The organism is Pseudomonas sp. TE3644 (genome assembly GCF_056278815.1).
This window is the reverse complement of the sequence record NZ_JBWBQF010000001.1, coordinates 2,211,305-2,229,304: the sequence shown is the minus strand read 5'-3', so window position 1 is coordinate 2,229,304 and position 18,000 is coordinate 2,211,305. Positions and strand designations below refer to the sequence as shown.

At 65.5% G+C, this 18,000-nt stretch carries 16 protein-coding genes; 10 read left to right on the top strand and 6 right to left on the bottom strand.

Features of this window, described 5'->3' with window-relative positions; translation table 11 throughout:
- Both ACZ9GA_RS09900 and ACZ9GA_RS09895 read right to left on the bottom strand, forming a co-directional pair.
- Positions 1 to 1,650 (bottom strand): (2,3-dihydroxybenzoyl)adenylate synthase, encoded by a 1,650-nt coding sequence (locus tag ACZ9GA_RS09900; RefSeq protein ID WP_457362842.1) that lies wholly within the window; start codon positions 1,648 to 1,650, stop codon positions 1 to 3.
- 79 nt (positions 1,651 to 1,729) lie between these two features.
- Complete coding sequence (locus ACZ9GA_RS09895) at positions 1,730 to 2,494, bottom strand: SDR family NAD(P)-dependent oxidoreductase (RefSeq protein WP_027980640.1); 765 nt, start codon at positions 2,492 to 2,494, stop codon at positions 1,730 to 1,732.
- A gap of 133 nt (positions 2,495 to 2,627) precedes the next feature.
- On the opposite strand from ACZ9GA_RS09895, the gene ACZ9GA_RS09890 reads away from it, so the two are divergent.
- Positions 2,628 to 3,257, top strand: coding sequence for a TetR/AcrR family transcriptional regulator (locus ACZ9GA_RS09890; RefSeq protein WP_457362843.1), 630 nt, complete (start codon positions 2,628 to 2,630; stop codon positions 3,255 to 3,257).
- Here the strand turns inward: ACZ9GA_RS09890 and ACZ9GA_RS09885 are convergent.
- The 4 genes from ACZ9GA_RS09885 to ACZ9GA_RS09870 all read right to left on the bottom strand — a co-directional run bounded on the left by ACZ9GA_RS09885 (position 3,202) and on the right by ACZ9GA_RS09870 (position 7,391).
- Positions 3,202 to 4,506, bottom strand: coding sequence for an MFS transporter (locus ACZ9GA_RS09885; protein ID WP_457362844.1), 1,305 nt, complete (start codon positions 4,504 to 4,506; stop codon positions 3,202 to 3,204). The genes ACZ9GA_RS09890 and ACZ9GA_RS09885 overlap by 56 nt on opposite strands.
- Before the next feature lie 92 nt (positions 4,507 to 4,598).
- On the bottom strand, positions 4,599 to 5,402 hold the full coding sequence (locus ACZ9GA_RS09880) for an enoyl-CoA hydratase-related protein (RefSeq protein WP_457362845.1): 804 nt from the start codon (positions 5,400 to 5,402) through the stop codon (positions 4,599 to 4,601).
- Position 5,403: 1 nt separating this feature from the next.
- Positions 5,404 to 6,243 (bottom strand): amidohydrolase family protein, encoded by an 840-nt coding sequence (locus ACZ9GA_RS09875; protein ID WP_027980638.1) that lies wholly within the window; start codon positions 6,241 to 6,243, stop codon positions 5,404 to 5,406.
- Positions 6,244 to 6,683: 440 nt separating this feature from the next.
- On the bottom strand, positions 6,684 to 7,391 hold the full coding sequence (locus ACZ9GA_RS09870; protein WP_457362846.1) for a GntR family transcriptional regulator: 708 nt from the start codon (positions 7,389 to 7,391) through the stop codon (positions 6,684 to 6,686).
- Between the two features lie 108 nt (positions 7,392 to 7,499).
- Here ACZ9GA_RS09870 and ACZ9GA_RS09865 point away from each other — a divergent pair, with 108 nt between their 5' ends.
- The 9 genes from ACZ9GA_RS09865 to ACZ9GA_RS09825 all read left to right on the top strand — a co-directional run bounded on the left by ACZ9GA_RS09865 (position 7,500) and on the right by ACZ9GA_RS09825 (position 17,982).
- Positions 7,500 to 7,925, top strand: a complete 426-nt coding sequence (locus ACZ9GA_RS09865; RefSeq protein WP_457362847.1) for a GlcG/HbpS family heme-binding protein — start codon at positions 7,500 to 7,502, stop codon at positions 7,923 to 7,925.
- Between the two features lie 148 nt (positions 7,926 to 8,073).
- Entirely contained in the window at positions 8,074 to 9,120 is a 1,047-nt protein-coding gene (locus tag ACZ9GA_RS09860; RefSeq protein WP_457362848.1) for an amidohydrolase family protein, read from the top strand.
- A 3-nt stretch (positions 9,121 to 9,123) separates the two neighbouring features.
- Positions 9,124 to 10,029, top strand: coding sequence for a VOC family protein (locus tag ACZ9GA_RS09855; RefSeq protein WP_457362849.1), 906 nt, complete (start codon positions 9,124 to 9,126; stop codon positions 10,027 to 10,029).
- A gap of 2 nt (positions 10,030 to 10,031) precedes the next feature.
- On the top strand, positions 10,032 to 10,898 hold the full coding sequence (locus ACZ9GA_RS09850) for a fumarylacetoacetate hydrolase family protein (RefSeq protein ID WP_457362850.1): 867 nt from the start codon (positions 10,032 to 10,034) through the stop codon (positions 10,896 to 10,898).
- 3 nt (positions 10,899 to 10,901) lie between these two features.
- Positions 10,902 to 12,440, top strand: coding sequence for a bifunctional 3-(3-hydroxy-phenyl)propionate/3-hydroxycinnamic acid hydroxylase (locus ACZ9GA_RS09845; RefSeq protein WP_457362851.1), 1,539 nt, complete (start codon positions 10,902 to 10,904; stop codon positions 12,438 to 12,440).
- Between the two features lie 42 nt (positions 12,441 to 12,482).
- Entirely contained in the window at positions 12,483 to 13,715 is a 1,233-nt protein-coding gene (locus ACZ9GA_RS09840; RefSeq protein WP_457362852.1) for an amidohydrolase family protein, read from the top strand.
- Positions 13,712 to 14,596, top strand: a complete 885-nt coding sequence (locus ACZ9GA_RS09835; protein ID WP_457362853.1) for an alpha/beta hydrolase — start codon at positions 13,712 to 13,714, stop codon at positions 14,594 to 14,596. The genes ACZ9GA_RS09840 and ACZ9GA_RS09835 overlap by 4 nt, the downstream gene beginning before the upstream one ends.
- A gap of 141 nt (positions 14,597 to 14,737) precedes the next feature.
- A complete protein-coding gene (locus ACZ9GA_RS09830) occupies positions 14,738 to 15,238 on the top strand; it encodes a hypothetical protein (RefSeq protein ID WP_457362854.1) in 501 nt (166 codons plus the stop codon).
- Between the two features lie 35 nt (positions 15,239 to 15,273).
- Positions 15,274 to 17,982, top strand: a complete 2,709-nt coding sequence (locus tag ACZ9GA_RS09825; RefSeq protein ID WP_457362855.1) for a glycosyl hydrolase — start codon at positions 15,274 to 15,276, stop codon at positions 17,980 to 17,982.
- Positions 17,983 to 18,000: the final 18 nt, after the last annotated feature.

Here is an 18,000-nt window from a genome sequence, read left to right as displayed (position 1 = left end):
TCAGGCGGCCTCGCTCTTGAGCTTGGCACTCACCCGTTCCACCAGATCCTTTTTGGACACTTTGCCGAAGGTCGACAAGGGGAAGCTGTCCACCAGTTCCAGGCGCTCGGGCAGCTTGAAGCGCGCAATTTCCTGGGTTTGCAGGTAGCTCACCAAGGCCTCCAGGCTCAACTGCGCACCCGGCTTGAGGATGACGTAGGCGCACATTTTTTCGCCCAGCACCGGGTCGGGCATGGCCACGCAGGCCACGTTGGTGACGGCCGGGTGGGCCAGCACCAGGTTCTCGATTTCCTCGGCCGAGATTTTTTCGCCGCCGCGGTTGATCAAGTCCTTCTTGCGCCCTTCCACCACATAGTTACCCGAAGGCAACTGACGCATCATGTCGCCGGACCGGTAGAAGCCATCGGGGGTAAACGCCCGGGCGTTGTGCTCCGGCGCGTTGAAATAGCCGCGCAGGGTGTAAGGGCCGCGGCAGCACAGCTCGCCGGGCGTGCCCACCGGTACAGGCTGATCATCCTCGTCCAGCAACAGCACCTCGTCGTCCTCGCACACCGGCCGGCCCACTGACTCGCGGCGCACGTCCAGGGGGTCGTCCAGGCGCACGAACATCAGCAAGCCCTCGGCCATGCCGAAGTTTTCCTGCACGGTGCAGTTGCGCAGCACCTGTTCGGTCAGGGCGCGGGTCTCGGGTTGCAGGCGCTGGCCGCCGGACTGGATCACCCGCACGCTGTCCAGGTTGTAGGCGTGCACCTGGGCATCGTTCATCCACATGATCAGCAGCGCGGGCACCACATGTATGTGGGTGACCTTGAAGCGCTGGATCAGGGCAAAGACCTCCTCGGCGCGGGTGCTGGCGTGCAACACCACTTTGGCGCCGCACAGCATGAACCCCTGCAGGCCGGGGCAGGCCAACGGCAGGTTGTGGGCGATGGGCAGCACGTCCAGCAACACCGACTGCTCGTCGATGCCGGTGTAACGCGACGCCAGGCGTGAGTTGCACGCGTAGTCGTTGTGCGAACGCGGGATCATCTTGGGGATACCCGTGGTGCCCCCCGACAGCAGGAACAGCGCCGGGCTGCACGGGTCGATGGTGGCCTGGATGGCGGCGATCTGCGCAGGGTCGCGTTGCGGCTCACGGCTCAGCAACGCCCCCAGGCCAACAAAACCGGCGGGGGCGTCGCCCAGTACGAACTTACGCCGGATGCTGCTGGTGTCCGCCTGGACGCGATTGACGATATCGATGAAATCGCAATCCTTGGAGCGGTCGGCGGTGATGGTGGCGCTGGCCCCGGACAGCTCGACAAACTGGCGCAGCTCGCGATAGCGATGGGTGTGCAGCGCCAGGATCGGCCGCACGCCGATCTTCTGCAGGGCCAGGTGCACGAACACGAACTCCAGCACGTTGCCCAGTTGCAGCACCACGATGTCGCCGGGCACCAGGCCCTCGTCCAGCAGGTTCAGGCCCAGGCGGGTGGCAATCCGGTCAAGCTCCGCGTAGCTCACTTCACGGTGGGCGTCGCAGACCGCAATGCGCGAGGCATAGCGCTGGCACACGGCCTGGAAGGTGTCGGCCAGGGTCTGGTCCTGCCAGTACCCCTTGGCCCGGTAATGGGCGGCAAACTTTTCTGGAAACGGCACGAATCCCATCATGGAAAAATCCTCGATGTAGGTTTTGTTGTCGGGATCAGGTGTACGGGGCCACGGCGTTGCGCGGGCCCCGGCAGACGGCTCAGGTGGTCTTGGCGAAGCCGCCGTCGATGACAATGGTTTCGCCGGTCACAAAGTGCATGTGCTCGATCAGGGTCAGCACCACTTCGGCCACGTCGGGCATGGTCACGCAGCGCTGCAGCGGCGTGGCACGGGCGCGGCGGGTCATCAACTTGTCGTAGTTGTCACCCAGCATCCACTCCATCCACTCCCCTTCCATCCAGCCCGGGGCGATGGCGTTGACGCGCACTTTGGGGCCCAGGGCGTTGGCCAGGGTCTGGGTCATGCTGATGACGGCCGCCTTGGAGGCCGAGTACGGCAACGGCTGGGCGCCGGGGCGCATGCCGACGATGGAAGCGGTGTTGACCATGCACGGGCGCGGCGCTTCGAACAGCAGTGCCTTGGTGTGCTTGGCAATCAGGAACAAGCCGCGCACGTTGACGGCGAACACCCGGTCCCAGGCCTCCACGTCGATCTCATCGAACTTTTTCGGCGGGGTGTCGATGGACACGCCGGCATTGCTGCACACCACGTCCAGGTGGCTGTAGCGTTCGCTGATGGCGGCTACCATGGCCTTGACGCTGGTCTCGTCCGACACGTCGCATTGCAGCAGCAGGGTGCGGGCACCGGCCGCCTGGCAGGCCTCGACGGTGGCCTTGGCCGACGCTTCACTGCGGCTGTAGTTGACGATGACATCGTAACCGGCGGTGGCCAGGGCGATCGCGACGGTGGCACCGATACCTGAGGCGGAGCCGGTGACCAGGGCGACTTTGGTGGGTGTGGACATGGCAAACCTCTTTGTTGTTTTTTATTGAACATGTTCATTTTTAGACGTGATCATATTGTTTGTCAAGGGTCGGGGCATCCCTTAAGATGAGGCTTTCCGAACCCGACAAAACCAGAAAAATCAAAGGTCTGATATGAACGCGAAATCGAATGCGCCGCTGGGTTTGCGCGAACGCAACAAGCTCGATAAATTTTTGCGCATCCGCGCCGCGTCGAAAAAACTGTTCACCGAAAACGGCTTTGAACCCACTACCACGCGGCAGATCGCCCAAGAGGCCGACGTCGGCCTGTCCACCCTGTTCCTCTACGCCACCGACAAGCGCGACCTGCTGTTCCTGGTGTTCAACGATGACCTGGACGAGCTGACCACCCGCGCGTTCGCCGACAGCCAGGCCCAGGCGCCGTTGCTGGACAACCTGCGCACGGCGTTGCGGCATTTCTTTGTGTTTTACGGGCAGGACAAGGTGATCTCCCGGGACCTGACCCGCGAGATCACCTTCTATACCACCGGCATGCAAAGCGAACGTTTCCAGGCCACCCGGGCGCGCACCATCCACTCGATCTCGACCCTGGTGGCCCAGGCGCGCGCCACCGGTGAAGTGCGCTGCCTGGAAGACGACACGCTCATCGCCACCACCATGTTCTACCTGCTGGCCGCCGAGATTCGCATGTGGCTGGCCAGCGACTCCGAGGTGCCCGAGGAAGGCCTCACTGAACTGATGAAGCGCCTGACCCTGATAATGCACGGCCTGCAGGCGGCGTAACGCTGCCGACCTGGGGCGCACGCGCCAGGTCCGGGTAGCGACCCACGCACAGCATCAGCACGCACGCCAGCACCATGCACCCCGCGAACAGCAGCAACACCGGGTCGTAGCTGCCCAGCACGGTCTGGCCGATGCCCATCAGCAAGGGGCCGAAGGCGGTGCCCAGGCAGAACAGCCCGAACAGGTAGCCGTAGATTTCACCAAAGGCGCGCAGGCCGAAGTAGCGGGCGATCAGGTAGGCAATCAGGTCCACCTCCGCGCCCACCCCCAGCCCGATCAGCGCCGCGCACAGCATGGCGCCGGCACCACTGGCACCGCTGTACAGCAACAGGATGCCGATCACCGGGCCCATGAAGAAGAACACCGTGACGAAGGGCGCGAACAGGTAGTCCAGCAAATACCCCGCCCCTACCCGCCCGACAATCAGCGCGATGCCGGCGATCGAGGCTACCCGCGCAGCCTCCGCCGCCGGCACGCCACGGTCGGTGAGCAACGGCACGAAATGCACCGAACAGCCATTGATGGCCAGCGCCGCCAGGAAAAACGCCGTGCCGATCAGCCAGAACGAGCGGCTGCGCAACGCCTGGCCGACGCTGAGCCCGACCTTGTCCTGGGCCATGTTCAGGCCCTCGCAGCAAGGCAGGTTGTCAGGGTTCAGGCCCTTGTCCGCCGGCCGGTTCTGCAACTTCCAGCCCACGCCCACGGCCCCCGCGACCACCACCAGGCCCATTACCCCGTACGCCAGTCGCCAGCCCACGGCGGCCAAGGCGTACTGCGCCAGCATCGGCATCAGCGCCGCGCCCACGCCAATCCCGGCCATGCTCAGGCCCAGGGCCAGGCCGCGACGGCGCACAAACCAGCAACTGACCGCCATGGCATAGGCGGTGGGCGTGCCGCCGGTGGACAGCAGGCCCACCGCGCAAAAGGCCAGGTAAAACACCAGCAGATTGGCCGGCAACAGCCCCAAGGCCATGATGCCGACGCCAAACAGCAGCAGCGCGGGCACCGCCACCTGGCGTGCGCCCTTGCGATCAATCAGGCGCCCCACCCAGGGTGTGCACAGCGCCGCCGTGAGGATGGCGATGGTCAGCCCCAGCGACACCTGGGAACGGCTCCAGCCAAACTCGGCACTCAGGGGCTTCATGAAAATACCGAAGGTGAACACCAGCACCGGGCCCTGGCTGACAATCATGCCCACCACCGAGGCCATCACCACCCACCAGCCATAAAACATGCGTGACGTCTTCATTGCCTGTTTACCTGTGATTATTGTTATTCAGGTAGCGGTACTGCGGCAGTACCGCATGGGGTCAAACGTACGGAGCCTGGGGCGTGTGCGGTTCAGCAGCCGCGCCACTGGGGCTTGCGTTTTTCGGCGAAGGCCCGCGGCCCTTCAAGGCTGTCGGCACTGGCCTGGCGGTGCTGTTCGGCAGCGTAGCGCTGGGCAACGGCTTCGGCCAGCGGCAGGTCCAGGCCCTGCATGGCGCAGGCCTTGGTGGCACGCACGGCCAGTGGCGCGCAGGCGAGGATATCGGCGACCCATTGTTCCACGGCCTCATCGAGCAAGTGGGCGGGGACCACTTCATTGATCAGCCCCAGCTCATAGCCGCGCTGCGCGGTCATGGCGCGGCCAGTCAACAGGTAGCCCATCGCCGCCTTCAAGCCGATCTGGCGCGGCAACCGATGCACGCCGCCGGCCGTGGCGATCAACCCGCGCCGCGGCTCGGGCAGGCTGAGCTGGGCGTGCTCGGCCGCGACGATGATGTCGCAGGCCAGGGCCAGCTCCAATCCCCCGCCGTGGGCCGAGCCGTTGAGCCTGGCGATCAGCGGCTTGGCAAAGTCGAAGCGGTCGGTGAGGCGCCGGGTGCGCTGCCACAGCTGAGCTTCGGCCTGGCGCTGGGCTTCATCGGCCCCAGCCATGTGCGCCAGTTGCTTGAGGTCGCGCCCGGCACTGAAGGCCTGGTCACCCTCCCCGGTCAGCACCCCCAGCCACAGCTCGGGGTCTTGCTCCAGCTGGTCACAGGCCAGGCTCAACTGGTGATAGGTCAAGGGGTCCAGGGCGTTGCGCACCTCGGGGCGGTTGATGCGAATGTACAGCACATGCCCACGCCGCTCGGTCAGCACATTGTGCTGCTGGGCGCTCATGTCACAGCCCCAGCACGCGTTCGGCGTTCTTGTGGAAGAACGCTTCCAGCATCTCGTCGCTGTAGCCCAGTTCGCCCCACTCCTTGAACAGGCGTTCGTGGGGGATGCTGGGGTAGTCGCTGCCAAACATCACCTTGTCCTTGAGCCGACCGCGCATATCGCGCTTCAGCGCCTCGGGCAGGTACTTGGGCGCCCACCCGGACATCTCCCAGAACACATTGCCCTTGTGCAACGCACACACCGTGGTCTCGTCGATCCAGGGGTAGCCGGGGTGCGCCATGACGATGGTCAGGTCGGGAAAGTCCGCCGCCAGGTTATCGATGGACGAAGGGTGCGCATGGCGAGTCTTGGCGCCCATGCCGCCGGGCATGCCGGCTCCCATGCCCGTCATGCCCACGTCGATCATCACCGGCACCTTGAGGGCGTTGATCTCCTCCCACAGCGGGTAATAGCGCTGATCGTCGACACTGAAGTGCTGCATGATCGGGTGGAAGTGGAAACCCAGCATGTCCAGATCGCGGATGGCGTGCTTGGCTTCATCGATGGCCACCTGGCCCATGGCCGGCTCCACCGCGCCCCAGGCCTGGATGATGCAATCATGGCGGTCGCGCATGCCGGCCACGTAATCGTTGTCGCACGGCACGGTATTGATCGTCGCCCGCAAATCCAGGGCCACCAGCACCGCCTCGATACCGGCGCTCTGGAACTCGCGCACTACGTCCTCTTCGGATTTGGCCTTCCACTCCCGGTGCCAATACTTGGCCAACGCATCGACGTAGGGGCCTTGGCAGTCGATCCAGCGTTGTGTGTTGGGGTAGCAGTGCAGGTCGATACGGCGCATATGATCACACCCTTTATTGTTATTGATCATTTATGAACATGTTCTTTATAGGGGTGTGCGGAGGGGTTGTCAAGGAGGGATGGGGGAGGTTTTGGGGTGGGGGATTGCGGGGGCTAGGCTGGGGATTTTCTGTGTGCATGAGATCGAGCGCCGCCCGCGCGGCGCTTCCCGGGCAGAGCCCGGTCCTACATTTGTTGCAACGTGCCATTGCCTGTGAGATCGCCTAGTCCGCTTTGTTTTTTCACTGCGGATCTGTGGTGGTGCAAACAAGGCGGACTAGGTGATGGCACAGACATAATTGGCCCGAAACAAACGTGGGACCGGGCTTGCGCGTGAGGCCGGGAAGCGCCGCGCGGGCGGCGCGCGATGGTGGCCATAATGTAAATCTCAACCGCACACCATTCGACAACAACACACAACCATCATCGAACCCCTGCCCCTCACCGCCCCTGATTAAACAAAGGCGAATCCGCCTTAACAATACTCGCCGTGCGCTCAATATGCCCCCGCAGCAACCCCACCGCCTCATCCGCCCGCCCTTCCACTGCGGCCTCCATGATCTGCTGGTGCTCGGACTTCACATCGCGCTTGGCGGTAAACGCCTGCGGCGCCGACAGGGTGCGGTAACGGTGATGCTGGTCAGCCAATTGATCACAGAACGCCAACAACCACCTCGACCCACACCCACCAATCAACGCCCGGTGGAACGCGCGGTGCGCCGGTTCCCAATCCGGGTTGTCTTCGAAATGCTCCTGGGACAGCGAGCGCGGCGTGCGCGCCAGGCGGTGGTGGGCGATCACCACCTCTTCTTCCCACGCCCGATCACGGCGGGCGATGGACTCGCGCAGCGCGATCTCTTCCAGCCAGCAGCGGGTCTTGGTGATTTCCACCAGGTCCTGCTCGCTGACCTCGGCCACGACAAAACCACGCAGTTCGCGCTTTTCCACCAGGCCGTCGGAGATCAGCCGGTTCAGCGCCTCGCGCAATGGCGTGGCGCTGGTGGCGTAACGACCCGCCAGGGCATCGATCACCAGCTTGCTGCCCGGCTCCAGCTGACCGTTGATCAAGTCAGCGCGCAGCTGATCATAAAGGTCGGTAGCGCGGGTGGAGGGGCGGTTATCGATGCTGACAGCGGGGGTTCGAGCCATGGGTAGGGGCACCAGAGAATGAAAAACAAGCAGTCGGGGTTGCGATTGCGCAGCCAATCATATCAGATACAGCCACACCGTTCATTTAATATATAAAAAGGAACCGTTATGCCCACCCTCACCCTCGATCAGGCTCAAGCCGCACTGCATGGCGCCTTGCAGGCCGCGCGCAGTCATCAGTTCCGGCCCATGGCCATTGTGGTGGTCGACGCTGCCGGTGCCGTGATCACCTCCGCCCGTGAGGACGGAACCACCGCGCTGCGCATGACCATCGCCACCGGCAAGGCCTGCGCCGCCATCGGCATGGGCGCCAACACTCGATTATTAGCAAAGAAAGCCAGTGAAATGCCAGCTTTCTTCGGCTCGATCGCGGCCAGTGCCGCGCACCCGTTCATCCCGCAAACCGGCGCAATGCTGGTGCTAGACGCTTCCGGCAACGTATTGGGGGCGATTGGCGCCTCGGGCGGGACAGGCGATGAAGATGAGCTGATTGTGTCCGCGGGCATCGACGCGGCGGGCTTGGCAGCGCGCTGACAGGGGCGCCGGGGCCCTGTAAAACCGAACCGAAAGGGCCCCGCGCTTTGTAGGAAAAACCGATACAGAATATTTTAATATTTTATATTGCCACTAAAATTCGTTTTATATAGGATCTGCCCACACAATCATAAAAATAGCCGCCACCATGACCTTCCAGCTCGCTAAAGACCTGGGCACCGATATCCACGCCCACTTCGTCCCCGGCCAATTCCCCGCCTGGGCCGACAAGCATGTACCCGCCGGCTGGCCCTCCATGCTGCAGGCGCCTTCCCACGACGGCCATTGCCACTGCCACGTGATGATCGACGGCAAGCAGTACCGCACCGTGTCCGACCAATGCTGGAGCCTGCCACGCCGCCTGGCCGACCTGCCGGGCATGGGCCTGGCGCACCAGGTCATCTCGCCGATGCCCGAGTTGCTCAGCTACTGGATGCCGGCGCACCACGCCCAACCCCTGTTGCGTTATATCAACGAATCCATTGCCCAGCTGTGCGACGAAAGTGGCGGTGCCTTGCTGGGCATGGCCGCCGTGCCGCTGCAGGACGTCGGCCTGGCCATCGCCGAACTCGAATACGCCGTGCGCACCCTGGGCCTGGTTGCGGTCGAACTGGGCAGCAACATCAACGGCCTTACCCTGGCCGACCCCAGCCTGCGCCCCTTCTTCCAGGCCTGCGTGGCGCTGGACGTGCCGGTGTTCGTGCACGCCCTCAAGCCCTGCGGCATGGACCGCCTCAGCGGCCCGGCGCAACTACAGCAAGTGCTGGCCTACCCCAGCGACGTCGGCCTGGCCGCCGCCGCCGTGATTACCGGCAACCTGCTGCGTGACTGCCCCGGCCTGCGCCTGGCCTTCAGCCACGGCGGCGGCACCTTCGCCTCATTGCTGCCGCGCCTGGAACAAGGCTGGAAAACCTTTCCCAGCCTGCGCGACAGCATCGCCGTTTCACCCAGCGAACAGGCGCGCCAGCTGTACTTCGACACCCTGGTATTCGACGCCCCGACCCTGCGCCACCTGATCGACAAATTCGGCGCCAGCCAACTGCTGCTGGGCAGCGACTACCCGTTCAATTTCCATGAGCGCACACCCGTGGCACGCCTGGCCGAATGCGGCCTGAACGACACCGACATCCAGGCCCTGCTGCACGGCAACGCCCACCGTTTTCTCGCACTCTCGACTCACACAGGCAGGGGTTGATTTATGGCTTCCAAATGGATTCAGGCATTGCGCAGCGTCGCGCTGGACGTACCGGACCTGGCACTCGCGGAGGACTTCTACACCCGCGTCTGGCACCTGGACATCGCCGCACGCACCGACACTGCCATTTACCTCAAGGGCACCGGCGCCGATCACCACCTGCTGGCCCTGCACCAGGCCGACCACTTGGCCATCCGCAACGTCACCCTGCGCGCCCGCGATGCTGACGCCCTGGGGCAGATTCGCGAAGCGGCGCTGGCCAACGGCGGCCAGATCATCGAAGACCAGGTCAGCGTGACCGAGCCGGGCGGCGGCATTGCCCTGACCCTGCGCGACCCCCACGGCCGCATCCTGCGCGTGGTGCACGGCGACGAGCGCGGCCAGGCTTTCGAAGCCAGCGACCGCCCCATCCGCCTGGCCCACGCCGTGCTCAACAGCCACGACGTGGCGCAGTCCCAGGTGTTCTTCGAGCGCGTGCTGGACTTCCGCCTGTCCGACCGCACCAAGATCATGGCCTTCCTCAACTGCGACCGCGACCACCACTCCATCGCCCTGGGCGTGACTGACAACGACGCGCTCAACCACATCGCCTTCCTGATGCCGGACCTGGAATCGGTGATGCGCGGCGGTGGCCGCATGCGCGACGCCCAGCACCCGATTGAATGGGGTCCAGGCCGCCATGGCCCAGGCAACAACGCGTTCAACTACTTCATCGGCCCGTTCGGCGAAGTCATCGAATACACCGCCGACGTCGAGCAGATCGACGACAGCTACCAGGCCGGCGCGCCGGGCGACTGGACCTGGCCCGAAGGCCGCGTGGACCAGTGGGGCATTTCCCAGCCACCGTCAGCGGCCCTCAAGGACGCCCAGCGCAACGTCTTCTTCATTTCCCCAGAGCAAGGACAATAACAATGAAATTCACCACCTTTCTGCACAACGGCACCCCACGCCTGGGCCTGATCGAAGGCGACCAGGTCATCGACCTCAACGCGGCCCTGCCCCACGTACCGGCCGACCTGCGCCAGGCACTGGAACAAGGCATCGACCTGAACGAAGCGGCCCTGGCCGCCGTCGACAGCCAGGCCCCGCGCCTGCCGCTCAATGACCTGCAACTGGCGCCACTGGTGCCCGAGCCGGGCAAGACCATCTGCCTGGGCCTGAACTACTTTGACCACGCCAACGAGAGCGGTCGCGGCAAGCCTGAATACCCATGGTTCTTCTACCGTGGCAAAACCTCGCTGATGGCCCACGAAGTGGCCGGCCGCCTGCCCAAGGTCTCCGAGCGCTTCGACTTCGAGGCCGAGCTGGCCGTGGTCATCGGTGCAAAAGTACCGCGCCATGTGGCCCAGGCCGATGCCCTGGATTACGTGTTCGGCTACACCTGCTTCAACGACATGTCGGTACGTGACTACCAGAAGCGCACCCCACAGTGGACCATCGGCAAGAACTTTGACGACACCGGTGCCCTGGGCCCGGTCGTGGTCACCGCTGACGAGCTGCCTGCCGGCGCCACCGGCCTGCGCATCCAGTGCCGCCTGAACGGCGAGATCATGCAGGACGCCACCACCAGCGACATGATCTGGTCGGTGGCCGAAACCATCTCGCTGCTGTCCGAGTGCCTGACCCTGGAACCGGGCGACGTCATCGCCATGGGCACCCCGGCCGGCGTCGGCCAGGCGCGCACCCCGCAACTGTGGATGAAGGCTGGTGACGTGGTAGAAGTGGAAATCGAAAACGTCGGCCTGCTGCGCAACCCGATCCTGGCCGAAGGAGCCTGAGCCATGGCGGCCGATATCTACGATGTAGCCATCGCAGGCTTCGGCCCCTCGGGGGCCATTGCCGCCGCGCTGCTGGGCCAGGCAGGCGTGAGCGTCTATGTGTGCGACCGCGCCCATGACGTGTACGACAAGCCGCGCGCCATCGCGCTGGACCACGAGATTCTGCGGGTGTTTCAGCACCTGGGCATCGGCGAGGAAGTGGCGCAGTACTGCGAGCCCTTCACCGACTCCTGCTACTACGGCCTGGACGGGCAGATGATCCGCCGCATGACCGTGGTGCCCGAGCCCTACCCGCAGGCCCACCAACCGTCGGTGGTGTTCACCCAGCCGCCGGTGGAAGCGGTGCTGCGCCGCAAGATCGCCACGCTGGCCAGCGTCACCGTCGAAACCGGCATGAAGCTTGAGACCCTGCAGCAAAGCGCCGACGACGTGACCCTGACGCTCAAGGCCGAAACCGGCGAGCACAAGACCGTCAAGGCGCGCTACCTGATCGGCTGCGACGGCGCCTCCAGCACCGTGCGCGAACAGGTCGGCCTGACCCTGCAAGACCTTGACTTCGACGAGCCATGGTTGGTGGTCGATGTGCTGGCCAACGAACAGGGCCTGGCCAAGCTGCCGACCACCAGCGTGCAGTACTGCGAACCCGAGCGCCCCTGCTCGTTCGTGATGGGCCCGGGCAACCACCGCCGCTGGGAAATTTCCCTCAAGCCGGGTGAAGACCCGGTGCAGGCCGCCACCCCCGAAGGCGCCTGGGCATTATTGGAACGCTGGATCGGCCCGCAGGACGCGCAACTGTGGCGCCAGGCCAGCTACCGTTTCCACGCCCTGGTGGCCGAGAACTGGCGCGTGGGCCGGGTGTTTATCGCCGGCGACGCCGCGCACCAGCAACCGCCGTTCCTGGGCCAAGGCATGTGCCAGGGCGTGCGTGACGTCAGCAACCTGATCTGGAAGCTGCAAGCGGTGCTCGACGGCCGCGTGCAGGGCCAGGCCGCCGAAGCCCTGCTGGACAGCTACAGCATCGAGCGCAAGGAACACGTGCGCCAGCTGACCACCACCATCAAGTCGGTGGGCGCGGTGATCTGCGAGCGCGACCTGGACAAGGCCCGTGCCCGCGATGCGCGCCTGCTGGATGAACAAGGCGGCAGCGTGCGCCCTACCCCGCGTCAGGATATCCTGCCGCGCCTGACCACCGGCCTGCTGGTCGACAGCCCCGCCGCCGGCAGCCTGTTCCCGCAGCCCTGGCTGCTGCGCGACGGCAGCCGCCAGCGCATGGATGACGTGCTGGGCGGTGGCTGGCGATTGGTGGTGACCGACCCGGACCTGGGCCTGGATGCGCAGTTGCAAGCCACCACCGGCATGCAGCGCGTGGTGCTCGACAACCAGACGCTGACCGAAGCCGACGGCTTGCTGGCCGCCTGGTTTACGCGCCACAACGTGACCGCCGCCCTGGTGCGCCCGGATCACTATGTGTACGCGACCGCCGCAGGTGTCGGCCCCCTGGTGGCCTTGCAACGCGACTTGCTGCACCGTTTGACTGCCTGACCCCATTCAGCCGTGACTGCTTACAACTACAAGGAACAGTCCATGAACGTCGTATTCCGCAATGCCCGCATCTTCGATGGCAGCGGTGCCGCTGCCTTCGCCGGCGAGATCCGTGTTGAAGGCAACCGCATCACCGAAGTGGCCCGTGCGCCGCAGACCGTGTCGGCCCATGACGCGCGTATCTTCGACTGCACCCACCACGTGGTGATGCCTGGCCTGGTCGAACCCCACGCCCACATCACCTGGCCGACGTCGGTGGAAAAGTTCATCCCCGGCATGTACCTGCCGCCCGAAGAGCTGGCGCTGACCGCCGCGCGCAACGCACGCATCCTGCTGGACCACGGCTTCACCAGCGCCTACTCCGCCGGTGCCTTGAGCAAGTCGCTGGAAATCAGCCTCAACGCCCATATCGTCTCCGGCGGCATGCCCGGCCCGCGCCTGATCCCCTCGTCGGTAGAGCGCGAGCCGCCGAACGAAACCGAGCTGGACCCCGGCAAAGTCGAAGGCAACCAGCGCGGTGCCGATGGCATGCGCACCTTCGTCAAGGAGTGCGCCGAGCTGGGCGCCAAGGCCGTCAAGTTCCTGATCTCCGGTGAAAGCGCGCTCAAGCCCGGCGCCTCTCACGAACTGCTGTACGACGCCGACGAACTGATGGCCGCCGGCGAGCAGGCGCGCGAGTCCAACGTCTGGCTGACCGGCCACGCCCATGGCGCCGAAGCCGTGAAAATCGGCGTGCGCAGCGGCTTCCGCGTGCTGTACCACTGCACCTATGCCGACGAAGAGGGCCTGGACCTGCTGGAATCGCGCAAGGACGAGATCTTCGTCGCGCCCACCATCGGCATCATCCAGGCCACCCTGGACGCCAACCCGCCGCCGCACTTCGACATGAGCCACATGAAGGCCGACGCCGCCATCGTGCTGGAACACCAGAAAGCCCTGGTGCCCAAGCTGCGCGCCCGTGGCATCCGCCTGCTGCCGGGCGGCGACTATGGCTTCCCGTTCAACCCCAACGGCCGCAACGCCCGCGACCTCGAGCTGTGGGTACGTCACTTCGACTACACCCCGCTGGAAGTGCTGCAGGCCGCCACCGAACTGGGCGGGCAGATCATGGGCATGGGCGACGAACTGGGCCTGATCAAGCCCGGTTACCTGGCCGACCTGCTGATGATCAAGGGCGACCCCACCGAGGACGTCACCGTGCTGCAGGACAAGCACAACATCGCCCTGATCATGAAGGACGGCCAGCTGTACAAAACCCCGGAAGCACGGGCATGAGCGGCATGAGCGAAGCGCTGGCCGCGCGCATTCGCGAGGTGGGCAATGACTTGCCCGCCGTTGCCGCGCTGTACGCCGACACCCCACCTGCGGAGTCAGCGAACCTGCACGTCGACCTCAGCTACGGCGCGCACGAACGCCACCGCCTGGACCTGTTCACGCCCACCGGCACCGCGCCAGCCGGCGGCTGGCCGGTGCTGGCGTTCTTCCACGGCGGCGGCTTCATTCGTGGCAGCAAGGCGCACCGGCAGAACATCGGCCACTTCCTGGCCCGCCATGGCTATGCCGTGGTGCTGGCCAACTACCGGTTGGCGCCGGAAAGCGCTTGGCCGTGCGGGCCGCAGGACGTGGGGCTGGTGTGGCAATGGCTGCAGGACAACGGCCACGAATTTGCCGTGGACCCATCGCGCATCGTGTTGATGGGTGAATCGGCGGGCGCTGCCCATGTGGCGGCGGTCGCGCTGCGCGAAGCGTTTCAACCCCAAGGCTGGAACATCCGCGGCGCCGTGCTGCTGTCGGGCCCCTACAACGCCCGGCTGGAAGGCAAGGCCCGGGCGCAGTTCGGCATCGACACCCCCGACCCGCGCAACGAAGCCTATTTTGGCAGCGACCCGGCGGTGTGGGACGGTGCCAGCACCGTTGACCACGTGTCGAGCGCGCCCTTCCCGTTGCTGATCGGCTTTACCCAACTGGACCTGCCGCAGATGCAAGTGCAGGCCGGCGAGCTGTTTGCGCGGCTGGTCAGCCAGCACGGGTTCAACCCCGAACTGCTGGTACTGCCCAACCACAACCACTTTTCCCAGGGCTTCAGCATCGGCACCCCCGACACCTCGCTCAGCGACCCACTGCTGACCTTCCTGGAGGCCACTACAACACCGTAGCCGCTGCCGCCAGGCTGCGCTGGCCCCATGCCCCACCGAAGATGTCCGGGGTTCACACGAGCCAGCGCAGCCTGGCGGCAGCGGCTACAGATCACCGTTACAGCACACCCTGGACACTAACAATAAATCAGGTGTAACCCCATGAACCAAGCGCCCGTCCCCGCCCAGCACTACATCCAGCGCGAAACCCTGCTCGGCTGCGCGATCAACGCCGCCATCGCCCTGTTCTTCGCCGCCCTGCTGTTCCACAACACCCCCACCATCCCGCTGTGGGGCACCAAGGGCATCGCCGTCGACCTGATACCCACGGTGTTCATGCTCACCCTGTTCGGCAGCCTGGCCATCTCGCTGCTGACCCGCCAGCGCCTGCGCCAAGGCCGCGTCGCACCGCCCCAGGCCCGGCCCTCGTCGTGGATTTCGGCATTGGCCTCGCTGCCGCTGCCGGTGCGCACCGTGATTGTCGCGGTGCTGATGACCGTCGCCCTGGTGCCTGTCACTTGCCTGGCACTGATGGGCCTGGCCGTGGACACCCTGGCGTTCTGGCCGTTCGTGGCCTTCAAGATGGTCTACGCCGCCATCGTCGGCGCGCTTTCCGCGCCGTGGATTCTCAAAGCTGCGCTGACTGTCCGCTCGCCTGCCTGAGCGTCAGGACTTATTTCGAAGAAGGAACTGCCATCGTGCCTACCACCCTGCTGACCAGAGCCCTGGCGTGCGCCTGCCTGGTTGCCGGCCTGCCTGCGGCCGCCGACGACTTCAACCAACTACGCCCGCTGTTGGAAAAGCCCACCCAGGCCTTCAAACCCAGCATCCGCTACTGGCTGCCCGGCGCCCAGGCCGACAGCGCCGTGATCGCCCAGGACATGCACAGCATCGCCCAGGCCGGCTTCGGCAGTGTCGAGGTCGCCGACCTGCCGCAAAACGCCGGCCCCGTGGACCCCGCGCGCTACGGCTGGGGAACGCCGGCGTGGCGCGCAGTCTTGGAAGCCACCCTGCGCGCCGCCGCCAAGAATGACCTGCGCGTATCGCTGACCATCGGCCCAGCCTGGCCGGTGGTGGTGCCGGGGCTGGACCCCAACGGTACACAGGCGGCCAAGGAGCTGGTGGTCGGCTGGAAAGTGCTGAGCGGTGGCGACACCTACGCAGCCCCCGCGCCGGAGCCTGCGAAAAGCCGCGCGCCACAGATCACTCAGCAGCATCTGGTAACCGCCCAGGCCTGGCAGTGCGCCGACCAATGCGCCGAAACCCCGATCCGCCTGAAACCCGGTTCGCTGGTCGAACTCAAGGCCGACGCCACCCTGCACTGGCAAGCCCCCCAGGGCGGCCACTGGATCGTCATCGGCTACTGGCAGCGCGGCACCGGCCAGACCGCCGCCCTGGCCATCATGCAACAGAACCCCGCCGCCAGCGCCCCACAGGCCTATGTGCCTGACCACTTCGCCGCCGCCGGCACCCAGGCGGTCACCGGATACTGGGAATCCAATATCCTTACCCCGGCGCTCAAGGGCCTGATCCGCCAGCACGGCCGCGACCTGTTCGAGGACTCCCTGGAACTGGACTCGCACCTCAACTGGACGCCCGGCCTGCCCGACACCTTCGCCCAGCACCGCGGCTACCGCCTGGAACCGTTGCTGCCGCTGGTCATCGTCGACAACCAGCGCCACTTCGGTGCCCCGCGCACCCGCGTGCCCACCTTCGAGCTGGCCAGCGCCGTGCCCCATGCCGACCAGGTGTTCACCGATTACGAACGTACCCTCAGCGACCTGTACCGCGAACACCACCTGCAACCACTGGCCAACTGGGCCCACAGCCTGGGCCTGGGCTACCGCGTGCAAACCTACGGTCAGCCCATGGACATGGGCGCCGCCGCCGAGCAGGCCGACACTCCCGAAGGCGAGAACCTGACCCTGAACAACGAGCTGGACCTGTTCCGCGTGCTGGGCACCGCCGGCCAGATCCAGGGCCGCAGCCAGTTCTCCACCGAATGCTGTTCAATCATCGGTGGCAGCTACCGGCAGAGCTGGCCGGACATGCTCAATGTGCTGCAACTGCACTACGCCGGTGGCGTCAACCAGATCACCGTGCACGGCTACCCGTACTCGGGCAAGGTGCCCACGGCGCGCTGGCCGGGCTGGTCGCCGTTCGAGCCGTTCGGCCCCAGCTTGTTCTCGCCCAACATCGACAACGGTTTCTCCGAAGCCTGGGGGCCGCGCCAGCCGTCCTGGCCGGACATGCTGCTGATCACCGGCTATTTGGCGCGTACCCAGGCGCTGCTGCGCCATGGCACGGCGCAGACCGAGCTGGTGGTACTCAATGATGTACTGGATCACGAAGGCCCGCTGCTGGCCGATCCGTCGTTGGCACAGGCCGGTTACCACTACGGCTTCATCAGCAGCCAGCAAGTGCTCAGCCATGGCCTTGCCTGGCAGGGCAAGCAGCTTGTCATGGGGAAGGCGCACTGGCAGGCGCTGTTGATTGACGGCAGCCGACCGTTGGCCATGGATGTTCAGCAACGCCTGCAAGCCGTGATCGCCCAAGGCGCACCGGTGCTGGTGATCGGCGGCAACCTGGCGCTGGCGGGCGCAACGCGCGTCGGCGATTACGCCCAGGCACTGAGCGCGCTGCAAGCACGGCACGTGCAACCTGGCTTCGTCGCGGGCGTGGCAGGCGTGTACAGCGTGCACCGCCGCGACGCCGGCAACGACTACTACTGGCTGGTCAACACCGGCAAGCAGGTCTACAAGGCGCAGATCGCCCTGCGTGGCCACGGCAAGCTGGTACAGCTGGATGCCTGGAGTGGCAAGGTGGTGCCCGTGGCGTTCACGCATCAGGCGCCGGACAGTGTTGGCACGGAGGTGGAGCTGCAACCCGGCCAGGCAATGGCCTTTGCCTTGGGTGAACACTTCGCCGCCACCGCAGCGCCTGCCGTGCAGTGGCAAGCCCCGGTAGCCTTGAGCAACGCCACCCTGCAGCTGGAAGACTGGGGCCCGGCGGCGGACGGCTACGGCATGCGCGTGCAGCACAAGGATGTGGGTGCAGCACCGCAAGGTCCGTGGTCCGAGGTCGACGGCCTGCGCAACCTGTCGGGCCGCGCCACCTACCAAGGCAGCTTCCAGCTGGCCGACGGCGCCACCGCCGCGCGTCTGCTGGTGCCCGCCGCCGATGGCGTGTGGCAATTGAAGGTCAACGGCCGCGCCGTGGCGGTAGACCCGCACCTGCGTGAAGTGGTGATCAGCGGCTACACCCACGCCGGGCGCAATACCGTGGAACTGACCATGGCCTCAAGCTTGAACAACCGCATGAAGCAGCAGGAAGCGGCCATCTACGGCCCGCTGCCGTTCCAGCCCTACGGCCTGCAAGGCCAGCTGACCGTGCAATTGGGTCGCTGATGCGGGTGTGGGAGCTGG